Here is a 17,184-nt window from a genome sequence, read left to right as displayed (position 1 = left end):
TGTCTTATTTGTAAAAAGCCTATTCTTTATTTCTTTGTGGCTCTGATAAAGAAACCGATGAGGCAGATGTAAGCCAGGAGCGAACAAACCTCAGACATCGGATTAACCCACCAGCTGTCGGCGATACTTACCTCGATGCCGCCAAACTTCAGAAGGGCGCTAACCACACCCATCAGGGCTCCACCGGCGATGAAGCCGCTGGCGATGAGCGTTCCCTTCTCACCACGTTCGCTGTTCACCTTGGCATCCTTGCTGCGCGAAGTAACATACCAGTTGATGACTCCACCCACGAGCAGAGGAACGTTCAGTTCCAGCGGAATAAACATACCCAGAGCGAAAGCCAGGGCAGGAATCTTGAAATAAGTCAGCACGATGGCTATCACGGCTCCGATGCCATAGAGCACCCAAGGAGCTCCCACGCCATTCATCAAAGGGTCGATAACCGCAGCCATCGCATTAGCCTGAGGAGCTGCAAGCGAACCCGATGCGAACCCATAAGTCTCGTTGAGCAGCATCATCACGCCGCCCACGGTAGCCGCACTCACCAGGGTACCGAGGAATTTCCATCCCTCCTGTTTCTTAGGAGTTGTTCCCAGCCAGTAACCAATCTTCAGGTCGGTAATAAACGAACCTGCTACCGAGAGGGCTGTACAAACCACACCACCCATAATCAGGGCAGCCAGCATGCCGCCAGGACCTTTCAGGCCTACAGCCACCATCACCACAGAGGCGAAGATGAGCGTCATCAGGGTCATTCCCGAAACAGGGTTTGAACCCACGATAGCGATGGCATTAGCCGCTACGGTAGTAAAGAGGAAGGCGATGGCAGCCACGAGCAGAATGGCGATAATGGCGAAGAGAAGGTTGCCATCCATCACGCCAAACCAGAAGAAGAGGAAGGTTACGAGGATGGTAACAAGCGAACCGATAGCGATAATCTTGAAAGAGATGTCGCGCTGGGTGCGCTTCACGTTCTCATCCACATCGCTCTTGCCCTTCAGCTCCTTGGCAGCCAGACCTACGGCACTCTTGATGATGCCCCAGCTCTTGATGATGCCGATGATACCTGCCATGGCGATACCGCCGATACCGATGCTGCGGGCGTAGGCACGGAAGATTTCCTCCGGACTCATCGCACCCACGGTCTTCACGATGCTAGGATCCCAGGCGCTCAGCACGCTATCATGGAAAATAACGCTCATGCCCGGAACAATCAGCCACCATACTACGAGCGAACCCAGACAGGTGAAGAAGGCATACTTCAGACCGATGATGTAACCCAGACCTAATACGGCAGCACCTGTGTTTACCTTGAATACGAGTTTAGCCTTGTCAGCCAGGTCGCATCCCAGACTTACCACACGCGATGTGAAATTCTCGTTCCACCATCCCAGGCTGGCTACGATAAAGTCGTAAAGACCACCCACCAGTCCGGCTATGAGCAGCGGCTTAGCCTGGTCGCCTCCCTTGGCTCCGCTCACCAGTACCTGCGTGGTAGCCGTAGCCTCAGGGAACGGATACTTGCCGTGCATATCGCTTACGAAGTACTTGCGGAAAGGAATAAGGAAAAGGATTCCCAAGACTCCTCCCAAGGCCGAAGCCATGAAGATCTTCATAAACGAAGTAGTCATCTCCGGATATTTAGCCTGCAGGATGTAGATGGCTGGCAGGGTAAAGATGGCTCCTGCCACCACAGCACCCGAACAGGCTCCGATGCTCTGGATGATGACATTCTCGCCCAGCGCCTTGCTACGCTTGGTAGCGGTACTTACGCCCACGGCGATGATGGCGATAGGGATGGCTGCTTCGAACACCTGCCCCACCTTCAAGCCCAGATAAGCTGCGGCGGCAGAGAAGATGACTGCCATCACGATTCCCCATGTAACTGACCATCCGTTCACCTCAGGATAAACCTTGTCAGGCGACATCAGCGGCTTATATTCCTCCCCGTCTTTCAGTTCGCGGAATGCGTTCTCGGGGAGTTGCAAATTGTCTTTTTCTTCCATTATTTCTCAATTCTGATGATATACTCACTCATGAAACTTGCACCTGGCTGTAGACGGTTCATCAGATACTTGTCCTTAAACTCGCCATCATATTCAGCCCAGTCGCTCAAACCATACCATGGCTCGATGCAGATGAATGGAGCGTGCTTGCCTGTTGGGTTCCAGATACCTACGGCTGGAGTCTTGAACTCGAGGGTTACATGAGGTTCGCCCTGCTCGTTGAGAATGCTTACCTGCTTAACCTGACTCTTGTCGAAGATAACAGCATCTTCTGCGAAAGTCTCCTCGTTTACTTCCCAGATACCCTTGTCGGTTTCTACGGTTTCCTTAGCCTGACGGTCGATGCATCCGCCTACGTTACCATAGAGACGAACAGGAGCCTCGTTGTCGAGTTTCAGGGTCGCCTTCATTTCTTCGCCCTTCTTGCAGCCAGGAACCATGAATGCTGGGTGACCGCCAATCTGGAAGAAGATTTCCTTGTCGTCGGTATTCTCTACGTGCCAGATGACATGAATCTCGTTGCCCTGCAGGCGGTAAGAGATGGCAAGGTTGAAGTGGTAAGGATAGTTCTTCTGAGTCTCTTCGTTGTCGATGAGCGCGAAGGTGAGGCGGTCGGCAGTCTTGCCAACGAGTTTGAACTCTGTATCGCGTGCGAAACCATGGCGAGGAAGGTGATACTCCTTGCCCTCTGTGCGATAAGTGTCTTTCCACAATCCGCATACGATAGGGAAGAGGATAGGAGAGTGGCGGTTCCAGTATTTCTCGTCGCCATCCCAGAGATATTCATTACCATTAGCATCCTTGATGCTCTGAAGTTCTGCTCCGAGAGATGAAATCTCAAGTGTGAGCTGATCATTCTTAATCTGTTCCATTGTTATTAATTCTTTTGTTTAGTTTTTAATGTTTCATCTGATTATCTTTTTTCAAAGATATTGCAAAGGTACAATTTATTTTCGTAAAGCACAAGAAAAGAGCGTTTTTTCTCAGATATTACAATATATTTATACGATTTTGTTAGCTTATCTCGAATATTTGCTGTAACTTTGTAGCCCGAAATAGATAGATAACAAGAAGTATAAGAAAAAAATAGTATTTAATCTAATGACAAGCAGTAATAAAGTTAAAGGCTTTGCGGCGGGTATTGTTGCCGCAGTATGTTATGGTACCAATCCTTTGGGCACGCTCGAACTCTATGGCGACGGATTCAATTCCAGTTCTGTACTCATCTATCGTTATCTCTTGGCGGTACTGATGTTTGCCGTGGTGATGCTGTTCCGCAAGGAGAGTTTCAAGGTGAAGTGGGGACATCTGATTCGTCTTGGCGTGCTGGGCTGCATGTTTTCGCTCTCATCAGCTACGCTTTATGTCAGTTTCCATTATATGGCGGCAGGTATTGCCAGCACCATCCTCTTCGTTTATCCTATTATGACAGCCATCCTGATGACGGTCTTCTTCCACGAGAAGGTAACGTGGTCTACCTCGCTTGCCATTCTTCTGGCGGTATCGGGAGTAGGATTGCTCTATCAGGGCGATGGAAACGATAAGTTGAGCACGGCGGGTTTTGCCCTCGTCATGTGTTCATCCCTGCTCTATGCCCTTTACATCATCTCCATCAACCAATGGAAGAATCCGGGCATGTCGAACATCAAGTTTACCTTTTATATATTAGTCTTCGGACTGCTTACGATGTTTGTCTATTCGTTTATTGCAGGCGAGCCGATACAGATGCTTCAAACGCCTAAACAATGGCTCTGTGCTGCCCAGCTGGCTTTGTTGCCAACGGTATTGTCGCTCTTCTTCATGACCATCTCCATCAATCTCATCGGCAGCACGCCAGCCGCCATCATGGGAGCCCTGGAGCCTGTAACGGCGGTAATCATCGGCGTATGCGTCTTCGGCGAGAGTTTCTCTCTGCAGTTGGCGATAGGCATCCTCGCTATCCTGGCTGGCGTAACGATTATCATCGCAAGAAAGAAAGGGTAAAAGGGTAAAAAGAAGAAAAAATCCTCGCTCGAAAAAGAACTCGAACGAGGATTTTTTTTCTGTTCTAGCCGCGAGCAAATAGGCTCGCAAGCCGCCAGACGTTAAGATGATTATCTCAGGATATCCTTCAGCGCAAAGTTGGCGAGGATGCTGGTGCTCTGGCTCAGCATGCGGATGAACTCCTGGGCTGAGTTTTTCATGTAAGCATCTTTCAGAATGTGGATGCAGCCATCCATTTCGTTGTCGGCAGCATCGATAGGAATCGCCTTCATGCCGTTCTGCAGAATGGTGGTCGATTCGGAGAGAATGGTCACCAGATTGCTGCGGCTCAGAAGGTCGAAGATGATGTTTACATTATTCACCTCTACCATAATCTTGTAGTTCAAATCTTTGCCCTCTACCATGTGATCAAAGGCGTTGCGTGCCTGCAGACCCTTGCAAGGAAGGATGAGGTCGTAACGCTCCAGATCGGAAAGCTTGACCGATGAAAGGCGCGCCAGCGGATGATTCACGTTCACGATGGCGGCAAGACGGTTGCTGAAAATAGCTCGGCTGTCTACTGCTTTCTCGTTCTTCAGAGGCTTGAAAGCCAGAACGAGGTCGAGTTCGCGCTTCTTCAGTCCGTCCATCAGTTCCTGCATGGTGCGGTATTGGATGTTGAGCTTTACATGAGGATAGGCGTGGAGAAAGGCGATGAGCGTCTCGGACATGATGTTGCTGAAGGAGAACGTTACGCCGATGTTCAGTTCGCCTGTAAGCATTTCCTTCAGATCGTTCATGTGGTCTACACAGGCTTCGGCAGAATTGACCGCGTTTTGGGCGTAAGGCCTCAATTCCTTGCCCGCCTCTGTGAGGTAAACCTCATGAGAATTACGCTCGAAGAGAGGCAGACCTATCTCCTGTTCCAGATGCGAAATCTGCTGTGAGAGGGTGCTCTGGGTGATGTATAACTTGCGCGAAGCTTCTGAGAAGTTGAGCGTCTCGGCTACCTTCAAGAAATATTTCAGTTGTCGTATTTCCATATTGTTCCTTTATTGAAGCTATCGGCTATAGAAATAACCGATAGCTAAATTTGGGTGCAAAGATAAAACATTTATTTTAATATCCTCTTTTTTTGAAGAATAAAATGATGTTTTATCGCATCTCTACTTCTTTTTTTCCGGTTATCATCCGATGAAAATCAGATTTCCAACCAGATGATTATTTGATTTCTACTTCGTGCAAATCTACGAATTCGCCATTCTTCTTCTTTCTTTCTACCAGCATGGCAAGCAGCTTGCGCTTGCGGTTGTCGGCGATGAAGCGGCGGAAGAATACGTTTGGAATTGCCACACCCAGGGCGATGCAGATGATGGCGAGCGAAGCCTTGATGAGGTTGTTCATACCCACGGTTACTTCGCCTACCATGCCGTGCATGTCGATGAAGGCGAACAGGGCACGATACATCAGAACTCCCGGTACCATTGGGATAACGCTAGGAATGGTGATGCATTGGTGAGGGGTATGGAACCAATGGCGCGCCTTGATCACGATGATGCTGATGAGCGCAGAACCGGCAAGCGAACCGATGCTCAGACCCATGTCGAGACCGATGTTGCCGTTAGATGGACCCAGATTGACGAAATTGCGGAAGCAAACGGCGATGATACCGCCCACAGCTACAACCGGCAACAGACGGCGAGGTATGCTGAAGATGGTAGAGAAACCCATGGCCGATACGGCAGCTGCTATGGCAAACTCCCAGTATTCGTGATGAGGAGTCATCGTAAGATCCTTCACGAAGTTGTCGATATGGCAAACCTGGATAGCGAAGGCGATACCGAAAGCCATCGCGAAGAGCATCAGCAGGGTGTTCAGGGCACGAACCATTCCCACCTCAATATATCCGTCAAGCATATCGCACACAAAGTTGATGAGTGGAACTCCCGGCACGATGAAGAGGGCACACGCCATCAGCGGATGCCAAGGGGTATCTGAATGCATGAAGGCTGGAAGCGCTTCGGCAATAGATGGGTTGAGCGAAAGGAATGAGGTCAACCAGGCTATCAGAGTGGCTACGAAAGCCGAAATGCCGATGGCTACATAGTTGTTGCAGCCCTTGGTTGGCAAGAACATTCTCAGGCGGAAACCCAGAATGGCTGCAAGCGAACAGAAGAAGAAGGCTGGCCAGTCGCAACCGAACTGGATGCAGAATCCGCCGCAGGCAAAACCGCCGCCGATGGCTACCTGCCAAGGGGTGAAGCTGCGTGGGGTGGCCTTGATGTCGTTCAGAGCCTGCTCATACTGTTCGAGTGAATAGTTTTCCTTGATGGCCTTCCAGGTGAGCTTACTTACCTGGGAAATAGAGGTGAGGTTGATACCGTGCTTCTCGCATCTCTGGAACTTGGAGAAGGAATGCTCCTCGTCGCTATAGTTTACCATCAGCACGTTCCAGTTGATGTAAAGGTGCATGTATCGCTCGTCAAGACCGAGGAAAGCTGCTGCACGCTTCATGGTTCGCATGATGCGGGATGTGTCGGCAGCACTCTCCATGAGAATGCTACCGGTACGTAATAATAAGTCGAGTTTTCTTCTGAGTTCTGATTCTGCTATTTCCTTGCAGTTGCAGTTGTCCTCTACGCAAGCGCAGGTTTTCAATTCTTTTTCTGTCATATATGTTTATCCAAATACAAAAATAATAATCTGAATGGTTACAATTCTGAGGAACATGGCGAATGGATATACATTCGCATAGCCTACTGTTGGCGCATCTGCCGAAGTCTGCTCACGTACGTAAGCCAGGGCAGAAGGGTTGGTGTTGGCACCTGCCAATACGCCGAGTAATGTATAATAATTGATGTGGAACACGAGCTTGCCGATGATGCCGCCCAGAATGATTGGTATCATGGTGATGGCGATGCCGTAGAGAATCCAGGTCAGTCCGCTTTCTGATGCTACGGTCTGGATAAACTGTTCGCCTGTGCCGAGACCCACGCAAGCCAGGAAGATGCAGATTCCGATTTCGCGAAGCATCAGGTTGGCTGAAATGGTATTGTAGGTAACGAGGTTGTATTTCGGTCCGAAATAACCTATCAGAATGGCTACTACCAATGGGCCGCCGGTAAGTCCGAGACGCAGATTCTCGTTGATGCCTGGGATGAAGAACGGAATGTTGGCTACGATACAACCCAGCATGATGCCCAGGAAGATAGGGATGAGGTTAGGGTAGTTCAGACGCTTCATCTGGTTACCCAGCACCTTCTCGGTATGAGCGATGGCGAGCTCCTTGCCCACTACGGTTACGCGGTCGCCCAACTGGAGTTTCAGGTCTGGGGTTGCGATGAGGTCTACACCATTTCTGTTTACGCGGGTAATGTTGGCGCCAAGGTTGCTTCTAATCTGCAACTGGCTGATGCTCTTGCCGTTGATGCCCGGTTTGGTAATCAGAATTCGGCGGTTGATGAGTTCGCTGCTGAATTCCTCGTCCTTTACGTCAACCTTCTCGCCGAGCAGGGCGATGATAGGTTCTTCTACGGTAGGATGAGCCACAATCTGCAGAATGTCGCCCTCTTCTATCACGGTCTGTCCGTTAACTACCTCGTTCTGGCGTTCGCCGTTGTTACGGATAATCTTGGAAACCATGAAGTCGCGCTTCAGCAGATAGCGAATCTGCTTGACGGTATCTTTGAAAACCATCTGGTTAGAAACCTTTACGGCGAAGGTGTTCAGGGTCATCGCTTCAAGATGTCCCTTGCCTCGCTTAGCTTCATCCTCTTCCTTCTGCTTGTCTACGCGTAGTGCGAACCTTAATATAATGAAGCTGAGGATAACGCCGAGCACACCCATAGGATAGGCGATGGCATAGCCGGCTGCGATGGATGGGGCGTCGATGTGGCGCAGGTCGCTGAATGCCTGCTGGGCTGCACCCAATCCTGGAGTGTTGGTTACGGCACCCGAAAGGATACCTGCCATAGAGGTGATGGATGTTCCCGAAAATGAGAAGATGACTAAGGTAGTAATGATACTCAGGGCCACAACGATCATGCTGAGCAGGTTGAGACTCTTGCCGCCGTTCTTGAACGAAGCGAAGAAGCCCGGACCTACCTCCAGACCGATAGAGTAGACAAAGAGGATCAAGCCAAACTCCTTGAGAAAGTGGAGCAGATGCTCGTCAAGGTTGAGAGAGAAATGTCCAAAGATAAGACCGATGAACAGAATCCAAGCCAAGCCCAGGGAAACACCTTTTACTCTGAGCTTACCTAAACACAAACCCAAGGCGATGACCAGCGAAAGAATCATCACAGAGTGGGCTACTCCGCCTCCCCAAAGGTCTGGGAAGCCATAAAATAGATTTTTTAAAATCTCCATTTTTCTTTATCTATTAATGTAAATACTGAATTTTCAAAAACATTCTTTCTTATCGATTTCTGAAATCGATTGCAAAGGTATAGATAAAAACGAAAGCAAAACTCGTTTTATGTTTAAAAGCTACGAATGCGGCTATAAGAGTTTTCTATAGCGAAAATAGGCTTTGCGGGCTTTTCTTTTCTCTTTCTTATGCATTTCTAGCCCTTTCTATGCTCATTATATCAGTTTTTTTTCGTAATTTTGCAACCGGATTATTATAAACAGGAAAGAATATGCTGAATATTGATGAAATAAAAGATAAGAGAATTGCCGTGCTCCTTTCGGGAGGCGTCGACAGTTCGGTTGTGGTTTGGGAGTTTGCCCAGCTGGGCCTGCATCCTGATTGCTTCTACATCAAGATTGGTCCTGAGGAGAAAGAGGAGTGGGACTGCTCTTCGGAGGAGGACCTGGAGATGGCTACGGCTGTGGCTAGAAAGTATGGGTGCAAACTGCAAGTGGTTGACTGCCATCATGAATATTGGAACGAGGTAACCCGTTATACGATGGAGAAGGTGAAGGCTGGTTTTACGCCTAATCCGGACGTGATGTGCAACCGCCTGATTAAGTTTGGCGCCTTCGATGAGAAGATGGGTCACAACTACGACCTCATCGCCACGGGGCATTATGCGCAGACCGAAACGGATGAAAATGGCGACAAATGGCTTGTCACGAGTCCTGATCCTGTAAAAGACCAGACCGATTTCCTGGCTCAGATAGAGAGCTGGCAATTGAAAAAAGCGATTTTCCCTATCGGCCATCATATCAAGAATGAGGTTCGCGAGATAGCCGAGGAGGAGCATCTGATAAATGCCAAGCGCAAGGACAGTCAGGGAATCTGCTTCCTGGGACAGATAAATTATAATGATTATATCCGCCGTTATCTGGGCGAGAAACCGGGCGATGTCATAGAGATGGAAACGGGCAAGCGCATAGGCGAGCACAAGGGTTTGTGGTTTCATACCATCGGCCAGCGCAAGGGCTTGGGCTTTGGCGGCGGTCCCTGGTTCGTGATTAAGAAGGATGTAGAGAACAATATCCTGTATGTGAGTCATGGTTATGATCCGCAGTCGGCATACAAGAAGGATTTTCCTCTCCACGATTTCCATTTCCTTACGCGCGAGGTAGCTATGCAGAAGGTAACTTTCAAGATTCGTCATACGCCGGAGTATCATCCTGCTACGATAGAAAAGCTGGAAGACGGCCGCTGGATGATTCATTCAGAAGAGGCGATTCATGGTGTGGCTCCCGGCCAGTTCTGTGTAGTTTATGATGAGCATCATCATCGTTGCTATGGCTCGGGCGAGATTACGGTATAAATATTTTAAATTGAAAAAAGGGATGAGTCATCAATCTGATATTTTGATGATTCATCCCTTTTTGTTTTATCTGTTTTTACCCTTCCCCGATAATGCTGTCCAGCAACTCCTGGCAGGCATCTTCGAGAAGCGTGATAACGAGCTCGAAGTCGCTATAGTCGCCATAATACGGATCGGGAACTGTGGTGTATTCACGATGATGGGTCAGAAAATCGGCCATGCGCACCACTTTCTTCCTATCAGACTCTGAAGAAGCCATGGAGGTAATGGCACGGTAGTTTTCGTTGTCCATTACCACGATGGTTTCGAAACGGGCGAAGTCTGACTTCTGAAACTGGCGGGCATGGCTGTTGAAATTGTAGCCATGCTCGGCGCCACATTTGCGCATGCGGCTGTCGGGCAACTGACCTATGTGCCAGCTCCCGATGCCCGCAGAATCGATTTCAAACTCATCCTGAAGCCCTGCTTTTTCTACAAGACTCTTCATGATTCCCTCGGCTGCCGGAGAGCGGCAGATGTTGCCCAGACAGATGAATAATACGGTATGTTTACCTTTCTTTGTCATGTTGCTAACTTTTTTTGTTTGCAAAGTTAGCATAAATCTCTGTATTATGCAAGATTTTTCTTCATTTTTCTTCCCGCAAATTCTTAATTCTCACTTTATTTCCGTATATTTGCAGCCAAAAAAAGCACATGACAACAACACTTATCATATTGGTTATTACGGTAGTCCTGTTCATCTGGGGCAGGGTGAGGGCCGACATCGTGGCGCTTACCGCCCTGGCTGCACTCCTGGTTCTGGGTATCCTGACACCTGCCGAGGCGCTGGCGGGCTTCTCTTCGCCCATCGTCATCATGATGATAGGACTCTTCGTGGTGGGTGGAGCTATCATGCAGACCGGACTTGCCAAGCTTACGGGCAATAAGCTCATGGCGCTCTCGCGCGGCAACGAAACCATCACCTTCCTGCTCGTAATGCTTGTTACCTCCTTTATCGGCGCCTTCGTGAGCAATACCGGAACGGTGGCCCTCATGATGCCTATCATCATGAGTATAGCTGCGGGCTCGGGCATGCAGTCGTCGCGTTTCCTCATGCCGCTCGCCTTTGCCGGAAGTCTGGGCGGAATGCTCACCCTCATCGGTACGCCGCCCAACCTGGTTATCGATGAAGTATTGACCGAGGGCGGTTATCAGCCGCTTGCTTTCTTCAGCTTCTTCCCTGTGGGCATCATCGTCATCGCCATCGGCATCATCGTGCTCATGCCGCTCAGCAAAATCTTCCTCAGCAAAAAGCAGAGCGGTAAGAAAAAGAAGCAGGGCAAATCGCTTGATGACCTGGTAGACGAATATCAGCTGCTCGATAATCTGCATCGCTACATCGTGCCTAGCCGACGCTCTTCTGCCGCCCTCGACGAGAATGGCGAGCAGATGGATATCGTGGGCAAAACCCTGAAGGATCTGAGCATCCAGAAGAAATATGGCGTGAGTATCATCGAGATAAGAAACGAGAAGAAATCGCGACTGGGACTGGTGAAGGATGTGAGCCAGAACATGGCGAAGAGCAGCAGCACCATTCAGGTTCACGATACCTTATATATAATAGGTGAGGAGGAGAAGATGAAACGCTTTGCCAGCGATTACGGCCTCAGGAAGATGAAGGATGTGAAGATTGATTTCTACGATCTGGGACTGACCGAAATCGTGGTGATGCCTACGTCTAATTTTGCCGGTCTGCGCATAGGCGATGCCAACCTGCGCAAGCGTTTCGGCATCAACGTGCTGGGCGTAAAGCGTGGCGATGAATATATTACCGACAATCTGATAGCCACCAAGCTGCATGTGGGCGATATGCTCCTGGTGCAGGGCGAATGGACCAATCTGGCTCATCTGGCTACCGATACGAGCAACTGGGTGGTTATCGACCAGCCTGAGAAGACTGCCGACAAGGTGCTCTTGGATTATAAGGCGCCTGTGGCGGCTGCCATCATGCTGCTGATGATTGCGATGATGGTGTTCGATTTCATTCCTGTGGCTCCGGTCACGGCGGTCATCATCGCCGGACTGCTGACCGTCTTTGCCGGATGTTTTCGGAATGTGGAGGCGGCTTACAAGACCATCAACTGGGAGAGTATCGTGCTGATAGCCGCCATGATGCCGATGTCTACGGCTCTGGAGAAGACGGGTGCTTCTGCCTTGGTTTCTCAGGGGCTGGTAGAGAGTTTGGGTTCGATGGGACCTACGGCTCTCTTGGCAGGTATCTACTTCACCACTTCTCTGATGACGATGTTTATCAGCAATACAGCTACGGCTGTGCTGATGGCTCCTATTGCCCTGGTGGCGGCCCAGCAGGTAGGTGTGAGTCCTTATTCCTTCCTCTTTGCGGTTACGTTGGGCGCCAGCATGTGCTTTGCCTCTCCGTTCTCCACGCCTCCTAATGCGCTGGTGATGAAGGCGGGTGGCTATACGTTTATGGATTACGTGAAGGTAGGTTTGCCGTTGCAGATTATCATCGGCGTTGTGATGACCTTCGTTCTTCCGCTCCTTTTTCCTTACTAAGGATTTTTGATATCAAAATAAAAGCCCCTGATGTTTTTCCCGCATTGGGGGCTCTTTTTTTATCGGGTTAAATCAGGCCTTTTTATTTTCCCAATTAGGGAGATTTTTTTCTCCAACTGGGCAAGTGATTTTGCGCGCTTTCTGAATCACGATGCAAAGATACGAAATCCCGTTTTGTCAGTTGTGCGATAGCGTGCGATGCCGTGCGATAGCGGAACATTTTTCTCCAATCTCTTTTCTTCGTGTTCACGGAAGTTGGGACAGATAGTTTCAGCGATGTTGGACAGTTGTTCCTTATAATAGCCCGAATCGGCAACAAGATAGGTCTTCATACGGTATGATTTCCCCTAATTGAGGGCGGAATACTGAAAAATAGCCCCATTTATCTCCACTTCGAGTATCGGGAAGAGCATCGCAAATAAGGGTTCCTGCATGTCTTTTGATGCCTGAGAGAGCAAAAGTTGCACCTATTCGATGCCTTTTCCCGGCTTTTTCATCGTCGGAGCGGTTGAAATGGGGATATTGTACTTCAAATTCTTAGTCTCTATTTCTACATAATTTATTGATTATGAGCCTTATAGAGAGAAGTGGGGTTGGGCGGAGCGTTCCAGTTCCAGTTGTTCCAATTATTTTTTTGAGCGTTCCATTCCACCTTTTTATATATATAACTATCTATATATTAAGTAGTTATAGAGTCTCTATAAAGGGGTATTGTCCTATGAAAACCTATTTGGAACAATTGGAACAACTGGAACAACTGGAACGCTTGCCCGAAAATCATTTCTGTTTTGATCCTGTTACCAGCCTCCCCGAAGTCCCCATTTTCTCTAGAAAGCCTCGACTCCGTTTTATCAGTTTTTACCCCTGCCGCTGAATGATTTCCTATCTTTGCTGCGTGTTTGAAAAATAACCTTTTCTTATGCCTTTGCAGAGTACCCGGCAAGCATGGACCTACCTTTTATGCCGCAAAGTTAAGATTATTATTTGGAATGAGCAAAGATTTTGGGGCTTTTTCTTGGTGGTTTATCAAAAAATGAGTAGTTTTGTGCTTGAAAATCTGCTCTTTTTTTGATGGAATCATTCGGGAAAGAGAGATTGGAGTGAACGGAAAATAGATATCATAACGAAAAATAACGAAAAGATGAATAAAATAACGATGCTCGGAACGGGAAGTGCTACGGTTTCCCAGATTTATAACACCTGTTTTGTGCTCCAGACTCCCAGCACCCTGATGCTGGTGGATGCGGGCGGAGGAAACGGAATTCTTTCACAGCTGAAGAAGGTGAATGTTCAGATTTCTGACATTCATCACCTCTTCGTTACCCATGCGCATACCGACCATGTGTTGGGGGTAATCTGGGTAATCCGTATGGTGGCACAATGTAAGGGTTATGAGGGATTGCTCCATGTGTATGGAAACGATAAGGTGATGAAGGTAATCAAGACCATCATCGACATGATTCTTGCCAAGAAGCAACTGGCTAAGGTGGCTGAAAGGGTGGTGTTCCATCAGTTGGAAGATGGCGATTGTTTCGAGGTGGGGGATATGAAGCTGGAATGCTTTGATATTCAGTCTACTAAGGAAAAGCAGTTCGGAATCCGAGCTGAGTTGCCTTCTTCTTCTGATGAATCGGGTAAGCCTTTGGTCTTGGCGTGCCTGGGCGATGAGCCTTATAACGAGCAGAACCGTCGCTACATAGTAGGGGCAGACTGGATGATGTGCGAGGCGTTCTGTCTCTATGCCGACCGCGATACGTTCAAGCCTTATGAGAAATGCCACAGTACGGCGCTTGATGCCGGAAAACTGGCGGAGGAACTGGGCGTGAAGAATCTTGTCCTGTATCATACGGAGGAGAAAACGCTCGCAAATCGTAAAGAAAATTACACCCGTGAAGCTGCCGAGAACTTCAAGGGTAGAATCTTCGTTCCGGATGATTTGGAGGTGATAGAGCTGTAGTTTTTTTATCCCACAGATTTCACAGATTTACACAGATTTTTGACCTGTACGGTCGGGGATTTCACAGATTTTTTTGTTTGGATATTTGGGGAATTTTCCTCCCGATTATGACAAGAATGAATCTGTGTAAATCTGTAGTATCTGTGGGACTTTTGAAGTGGCTCACTTTTTCAGTCTTTTTTAATACGCTTCTCCCTGCTCTATTTCTTCCTGCGTAATGCGCTTGCGGTCGATGGCACGCCAGGCGAAGACGATGTAGGCGAGTACGAACGGGATGAGGAGGGAGACTATCGCCATGGTGCGGAGCGTGAACTCGCTGCTGCAACTGTTGGCGAGGGTGAGAGAACTCTGAAGGTCGATGTTGGATGGATAGTAGGCGGTATTGTTCCACCCAGCTATCAGCAGCAGAACCAGCACGGTAAGCACGGTTCCGATGCCCGTAAACCAGATTCCCATTCTATACTGCACGCTCCTCGATGACTTGAAAATGCCGAAGAGAACGAGTACTACACCTGTTAATAATATTACAATCAAGATTGGCATCTCCAGAAGATTGTGAAGATACTTCATGCTCTCTATCGTAATGCCGGAAGAAGAAGTGCTGAATCCATCTTTTATCATCAATCTGATGAGGAATGGCAGGAAGAACAATAGGAAGAGCAGGGCATTCCATGGCAACTGGCGGGTGCAGCGCTCCTGAATCTGCTGGTGATCGATGTTGTTCTTGATGTAGAGCATGCCCAGGATGCGGGCTAGCATCAGTACGGCAAGTCCCAGCACTACGTTCCATGGGTCGAGCAGGGCATCGAGACCATGACTGGCGTTTGCCCAGCGGCTGATGACGGGTTGCAGACTGTTGGTAATATTGCCCTTGTCTATCAGGAAATTGCTGCCGTTGAAGAAGGTGGCTACGGCTCCGCCAAGAAGCAGCGGACCCACGATGCCGTTGATGATGAGGCAGATCTGAAAGGTCTTCGGTCCTAGAAAATTACCTATCTTGTTCTGGAATTCATAGCTCACGGCTTGAATCACAAACGAGAAAAGGATGATCATCCACAGCCAGTAGGCTCCGCCGAAACTGGTGCTGTAGAACAACGGGAATGAGGCGAAGAAGGCTCCGCCGAAGGTGACGAGCGTGGTGAAGGTGAACTCCCACTTCCTGCCCGTGGAGTTGATGATGAGGCGACGCTCTTCTTCTGTTTTTCCCAAACAGAATATCAAGGTGTTGGCTCCCTGTACAAACATGAGAAACACCAGCAGGGCTCCTAATAATGATACGAGGAACCACCAGTATGATTGCAAAAATTCGTATGTCATAATGCTAATGTCATAAAGTTAATTCATAATCTTAAGTTTATCATCTTAAGTTTCTATTCATATTCCGGTCCTTTCTTAATCTGTTTCATCAGAATGCTGATTTCTACGGCAAGCATGGTGGTGAAGAGTGCCAGGAAGATAAAGAAGGTGGTGGCCACGCTGCCTGCCTCGATGTCGGAGATGGCGGCGCTTACTGGCAGCAGGTCTTGGATGGTCCAAGGCTGGCGACCGATTTCTGCTACTATCCAGCCCGATTCTGAGGCGATGTAAGCCAGCGGAATCATGATGATGGCGGAAATGAGGAACCATCGGTATTGGGCGATTTCCTTCTTATAGACCAGGAATAGGCTGAGGGCGAAGAAGAGGATGAGCAGGCAGCCTACTCCCACCATCAGGCGGAAGGCGTAGAAGCAGATCGGGATGCTCGGTACCAGTTCCTTGGCGTCCTTGATGTAACCATATCCGAAGTATTTCATGTTCTCCTTTAAGATAGGGAGCTGGTCTTTCGCCTTCGTTTCGCGATAGGTTTTCAGGGCAACTATCGCCTTCTTGCCCCGGGCTATCTTTTCCTGCACGGATGGTTCCCGTGTGCCATCCTCTTTAGTGTAACCCTTGATAATATCGTTCACGCCTGGCACGTAGCCATCGGCTGTGCGGGTGGCTAAGAACGAGAGCATGTTGGGGATAGCGATGCGCATGGCTGGCTCCTGTTCGTTCTCATAATCGGGCTGCTGGAAGGGGTGAACGGCTGCTATCGCCGTAAGGCTTTCGCCGTTTCCACCATTATATAATGCTTCCATCGCAGCCAGTTTCATCGGCTGCACCTGTGCCACCTGATAGGCAGAGCTGTCGCCGGTCATCGCAGCCAGCAGGGTAGCGATGAGTCCTACGCCGGCGCCCATCTTGATGCTCGCCTTGGCAAGTTGGGTTTCTCTCTTCTTCAGGAGATACCAGCAGCTTACGGCTACCACGAAGGTGGCGCCGATGATCCAGGAGGAAGTAACGGTATGGGTGAACTTGTTGATGGCGAATGGCGAGAGTGCCACATCCATAAACGAAGTCATCTCGAAGCGCATGGTGTCGGGATTGAATTCCTGCCCTACAGGATATTGCATCCAGGCGTTGGCTACGAGAATCCACCAGGCAGAAATGGTGGCGCCAAGTCCCGTGAGCCAGGTGGAGGCAAGGTGGAAGCCCCGGCTCACCTTATCCCAGCCGAAGAACATTACGGCTACGAAGGTGCTCTCCATGAAGAATGCCAGGATGCCTTCGATAGCTAGGGGAGCGCCGAACACGTCGCCCACGAACCAGGAGTAATTGCTCCAGTTGGTGCCGAATTCAAATTCCAGGATGATACCTGTGGCAACGCCCATGGCGAAGTTGACGCCAAAGAGTTTTTGCCAGAAACGGGTTACGTGCTTCCAGAACGGCTTGTTGGTGCGGTAGTAGCATGTTTCGGCGATGCCCATGATTACTGCCAGTCCCAGGGTGAGCGGCACGAACAGCCAATGGTAGATGGCCGTGAGTGCGAATTGCGCCCTCGACCAGTCGATGGTGGCTGATGTAATGTCTAACAATAGATTTGTCATCATAGTTGAATGGTTTTAAAATTGTTATTATATAATGTTTTTGTATTTTTTCCGATAATATGGGATTGAAATTC

General features: G+C 49.1%; 12 protein-coding genes. 4 read left to right on the top strand and 8 right to left on the bottom strand.

Annotation, left to right across the window (positions count from 1 at the left end; translation table 11 throughout):
* Nucleotides 1-26: 26 nt before the first annotated feature.
* Entirely contained in the window at nucleotides 27-2,006 is a 1,980-nt protein-coding gene (locus tag ONT19_RS07960; protein ID WP_217759405.1) for an OPT family oligopeptide transporter, read from the bottom strand.
* Complete coding sequence (locus tag ONT19_RS07955; protein WP_022121584.1) at nucleotides 2,006-2,878, bottom strand: aldose 1-epimerase family protein; 873 nt, start codon at nucleotides 2,876-2,878, stop codon at nucleotides 2,006-2,008. Before ONT19_RS07955 ends, ONT19_RS07960 begins: the two co-directional genes overlap by 1 nt.
* Before the next feature lie 229 nt (nucleotides 2,879-3,107).
* On the opposite strand from ONT19_RS07955, the gene ONT19_RS07950 reads away from it, so the two are divergent.
* A complete protein-coding gene (locus tag ONT19_RS07950; protein WP_022121585.1) occupies nucleotides 3,108-3,989 on the top strand; it encodes a DMT family transporter in 882 nt (293 codons plus the stop codon).
* 110 nt (nucleotides 3,990-4,099) lie between these two features.
* Here the strand turns inward: ONT19_RS07950 and ONT19_RS07945 are convergent, their stop codons facing one another.
* The 3 genes from ONT19_RS07945 to ONT19_RS07935 all read right to left on the bottom strand — a co-directional run bounded on the left by ONT19_RS07945 (nucleotide 4,100) and on the right by ONT19_RS07935 (nucleotide 8,336).
* Complete coding sequence (locus tag ONT19_RS07945) at nucleotides 4,100-5,011, bottom strand: LysR family transcriptional regulator (protein WP_117586008.1); 912 nt, start codon at nucleotides 5,009-5,011, stop codon at nucleotides 4,100-4,102.
* Between the two features lie 178 nt (nucleotides 5,012-5,189).
* Nucleotides 5,190-6,641: a threonine/serine ThrE exporter family protein gene (locus ONT19_RS07940; RefSeq protein ID WP_264952777.1), complete on the bottom strand. Its 1,452-nt coding sequence runs from the start codon at nucleotides 6,639-6,641 to the stop codon at nucleotides 5,190-5,192.
* A 6-nt stretch (nucleotides 6,642-6,647) separates the two neighbouring features.
* Complete coding sequence (locus ONT19_RS07935; RefSeq protein ID WP_118189829.1) at nucleotides 6,648-8,336, bottom strand: putative transporter; 1,689 nt, start codon at nucleotides 8,334-8,336, stop codon at nucleotides 6,648-6,650.
* Between the two features lie 275 nt (nucleotides 8,337-8,611).
* Between ONT19_RS07935 and mnmA the strand changes: the two genes are divergently transcribed.
* The gene (mnmA, locus tag ONT19_RS07930; RefSeq protein WP_040552972.1) at nucleotides 8,612-9,691 is read left to right on the top strand and encodes a tRNA 2-thiouridine(34) synthase MnmA; all 1,080 of its coding nucleotides are present in this window, start codon (nucleotides 8,612-8,614) and stop codon (nucleotides 9,689-9,691) included.
* Nucleotides 9,692-9,767: 76 nt separating this feature from the next.
* Here the strand turns inward: mnmA and ONT19_RS07925 are convergent, their stop codons facing one another.
* Nucleotides 9,768-10,256 (bottom strand): low molecular weight protein-tyrosine-phosphatase, encoded by a 489-nt coding sequence (locus tag ONT19_RS07925; RefSeq protein ID WP_022121675.1) that lies wholly within the window; start codon nucleotides 10,254-10,256, stop codon nucleotides 9,768-9,770.
* Between the two features lie 128 nt (nucleotides 10,257-10,384).
* Between ONT19_RS07925 and ONT19_RS07920 the strand changes: the two genes are divergently transcribed.
* Both ONT19_RS07920 and ONT19_RS07915 read left to right on the top strand, forming a co-directional pair.
* Nucleotides 10,385-12,247, top strand: coding sequence for an SLC13 family permease (locus tag ONT19_RS07920; protein WP_264952778.1), 1,863 nt, complete (start codon nucleotides 10,385-10,387; stop codon nucleotides 12,245-12,247).
* Between the two features lie 1,141 nt (nucleotides 12,248-13,388).
* Nucleotides 13,389-14,204, top strand: coding sequence for an MBL fold metallo-hydrolase (locus tag ONT19_RS07915; RefSeq protein ID WP_264952779.1), 816 nt, complete (start codon nucleotides 13,389-13,391; stop codon nucleotides 14,202-14,204).
* 180 nt (nucleotides 14,205-14,384) lie between these two features.
* Here the strand turns inward: ONT19_RS07915 and cydB are convergent, their stop codons facing one another.
* On the bottom strand, nucleotides 14,385-15,521 hold the full coding sequence (gene cydB / locus ONT19_RS07910) for a cytochrome d ubiquinol oxidase subunit II (protein ID WP_264952780.1): 1,137 nt from the start codon (nucleotides 15,519-15,521) through the stop codon (nucleotides 14,385-14,387).
* A gap of 53 nt (nucleotides 15,522-15,574) precedes the next feature.
* Entirely contained in the window at nucleotides 15,575-17,110 is a 1,536-nt protein-coding gene (locus ONT19_RS07905) for a cytochrome ubiquinol oxidase subunit I (RefSeq protein WP_117691762.1), read from the bottom strand.
* Nucleotides 17,111-17,184: the final 74 nt, after the last annotated feature.

The organism is Segatella copri, from assembly GCF_026015625.1.
In the GTDB taxonomy this organism is placed as follows: Bacteria; Bacteroidota; Bacteroidia; order Bacteroidales; family Bacteroidaceae; genus Prevotella; species Prevotella copri_H.
The sequence above is the reverse complement of the archived record's forward strand: the minus strand, read 5'-3'. Positions and strand labels throughout refer to the sequence as shown.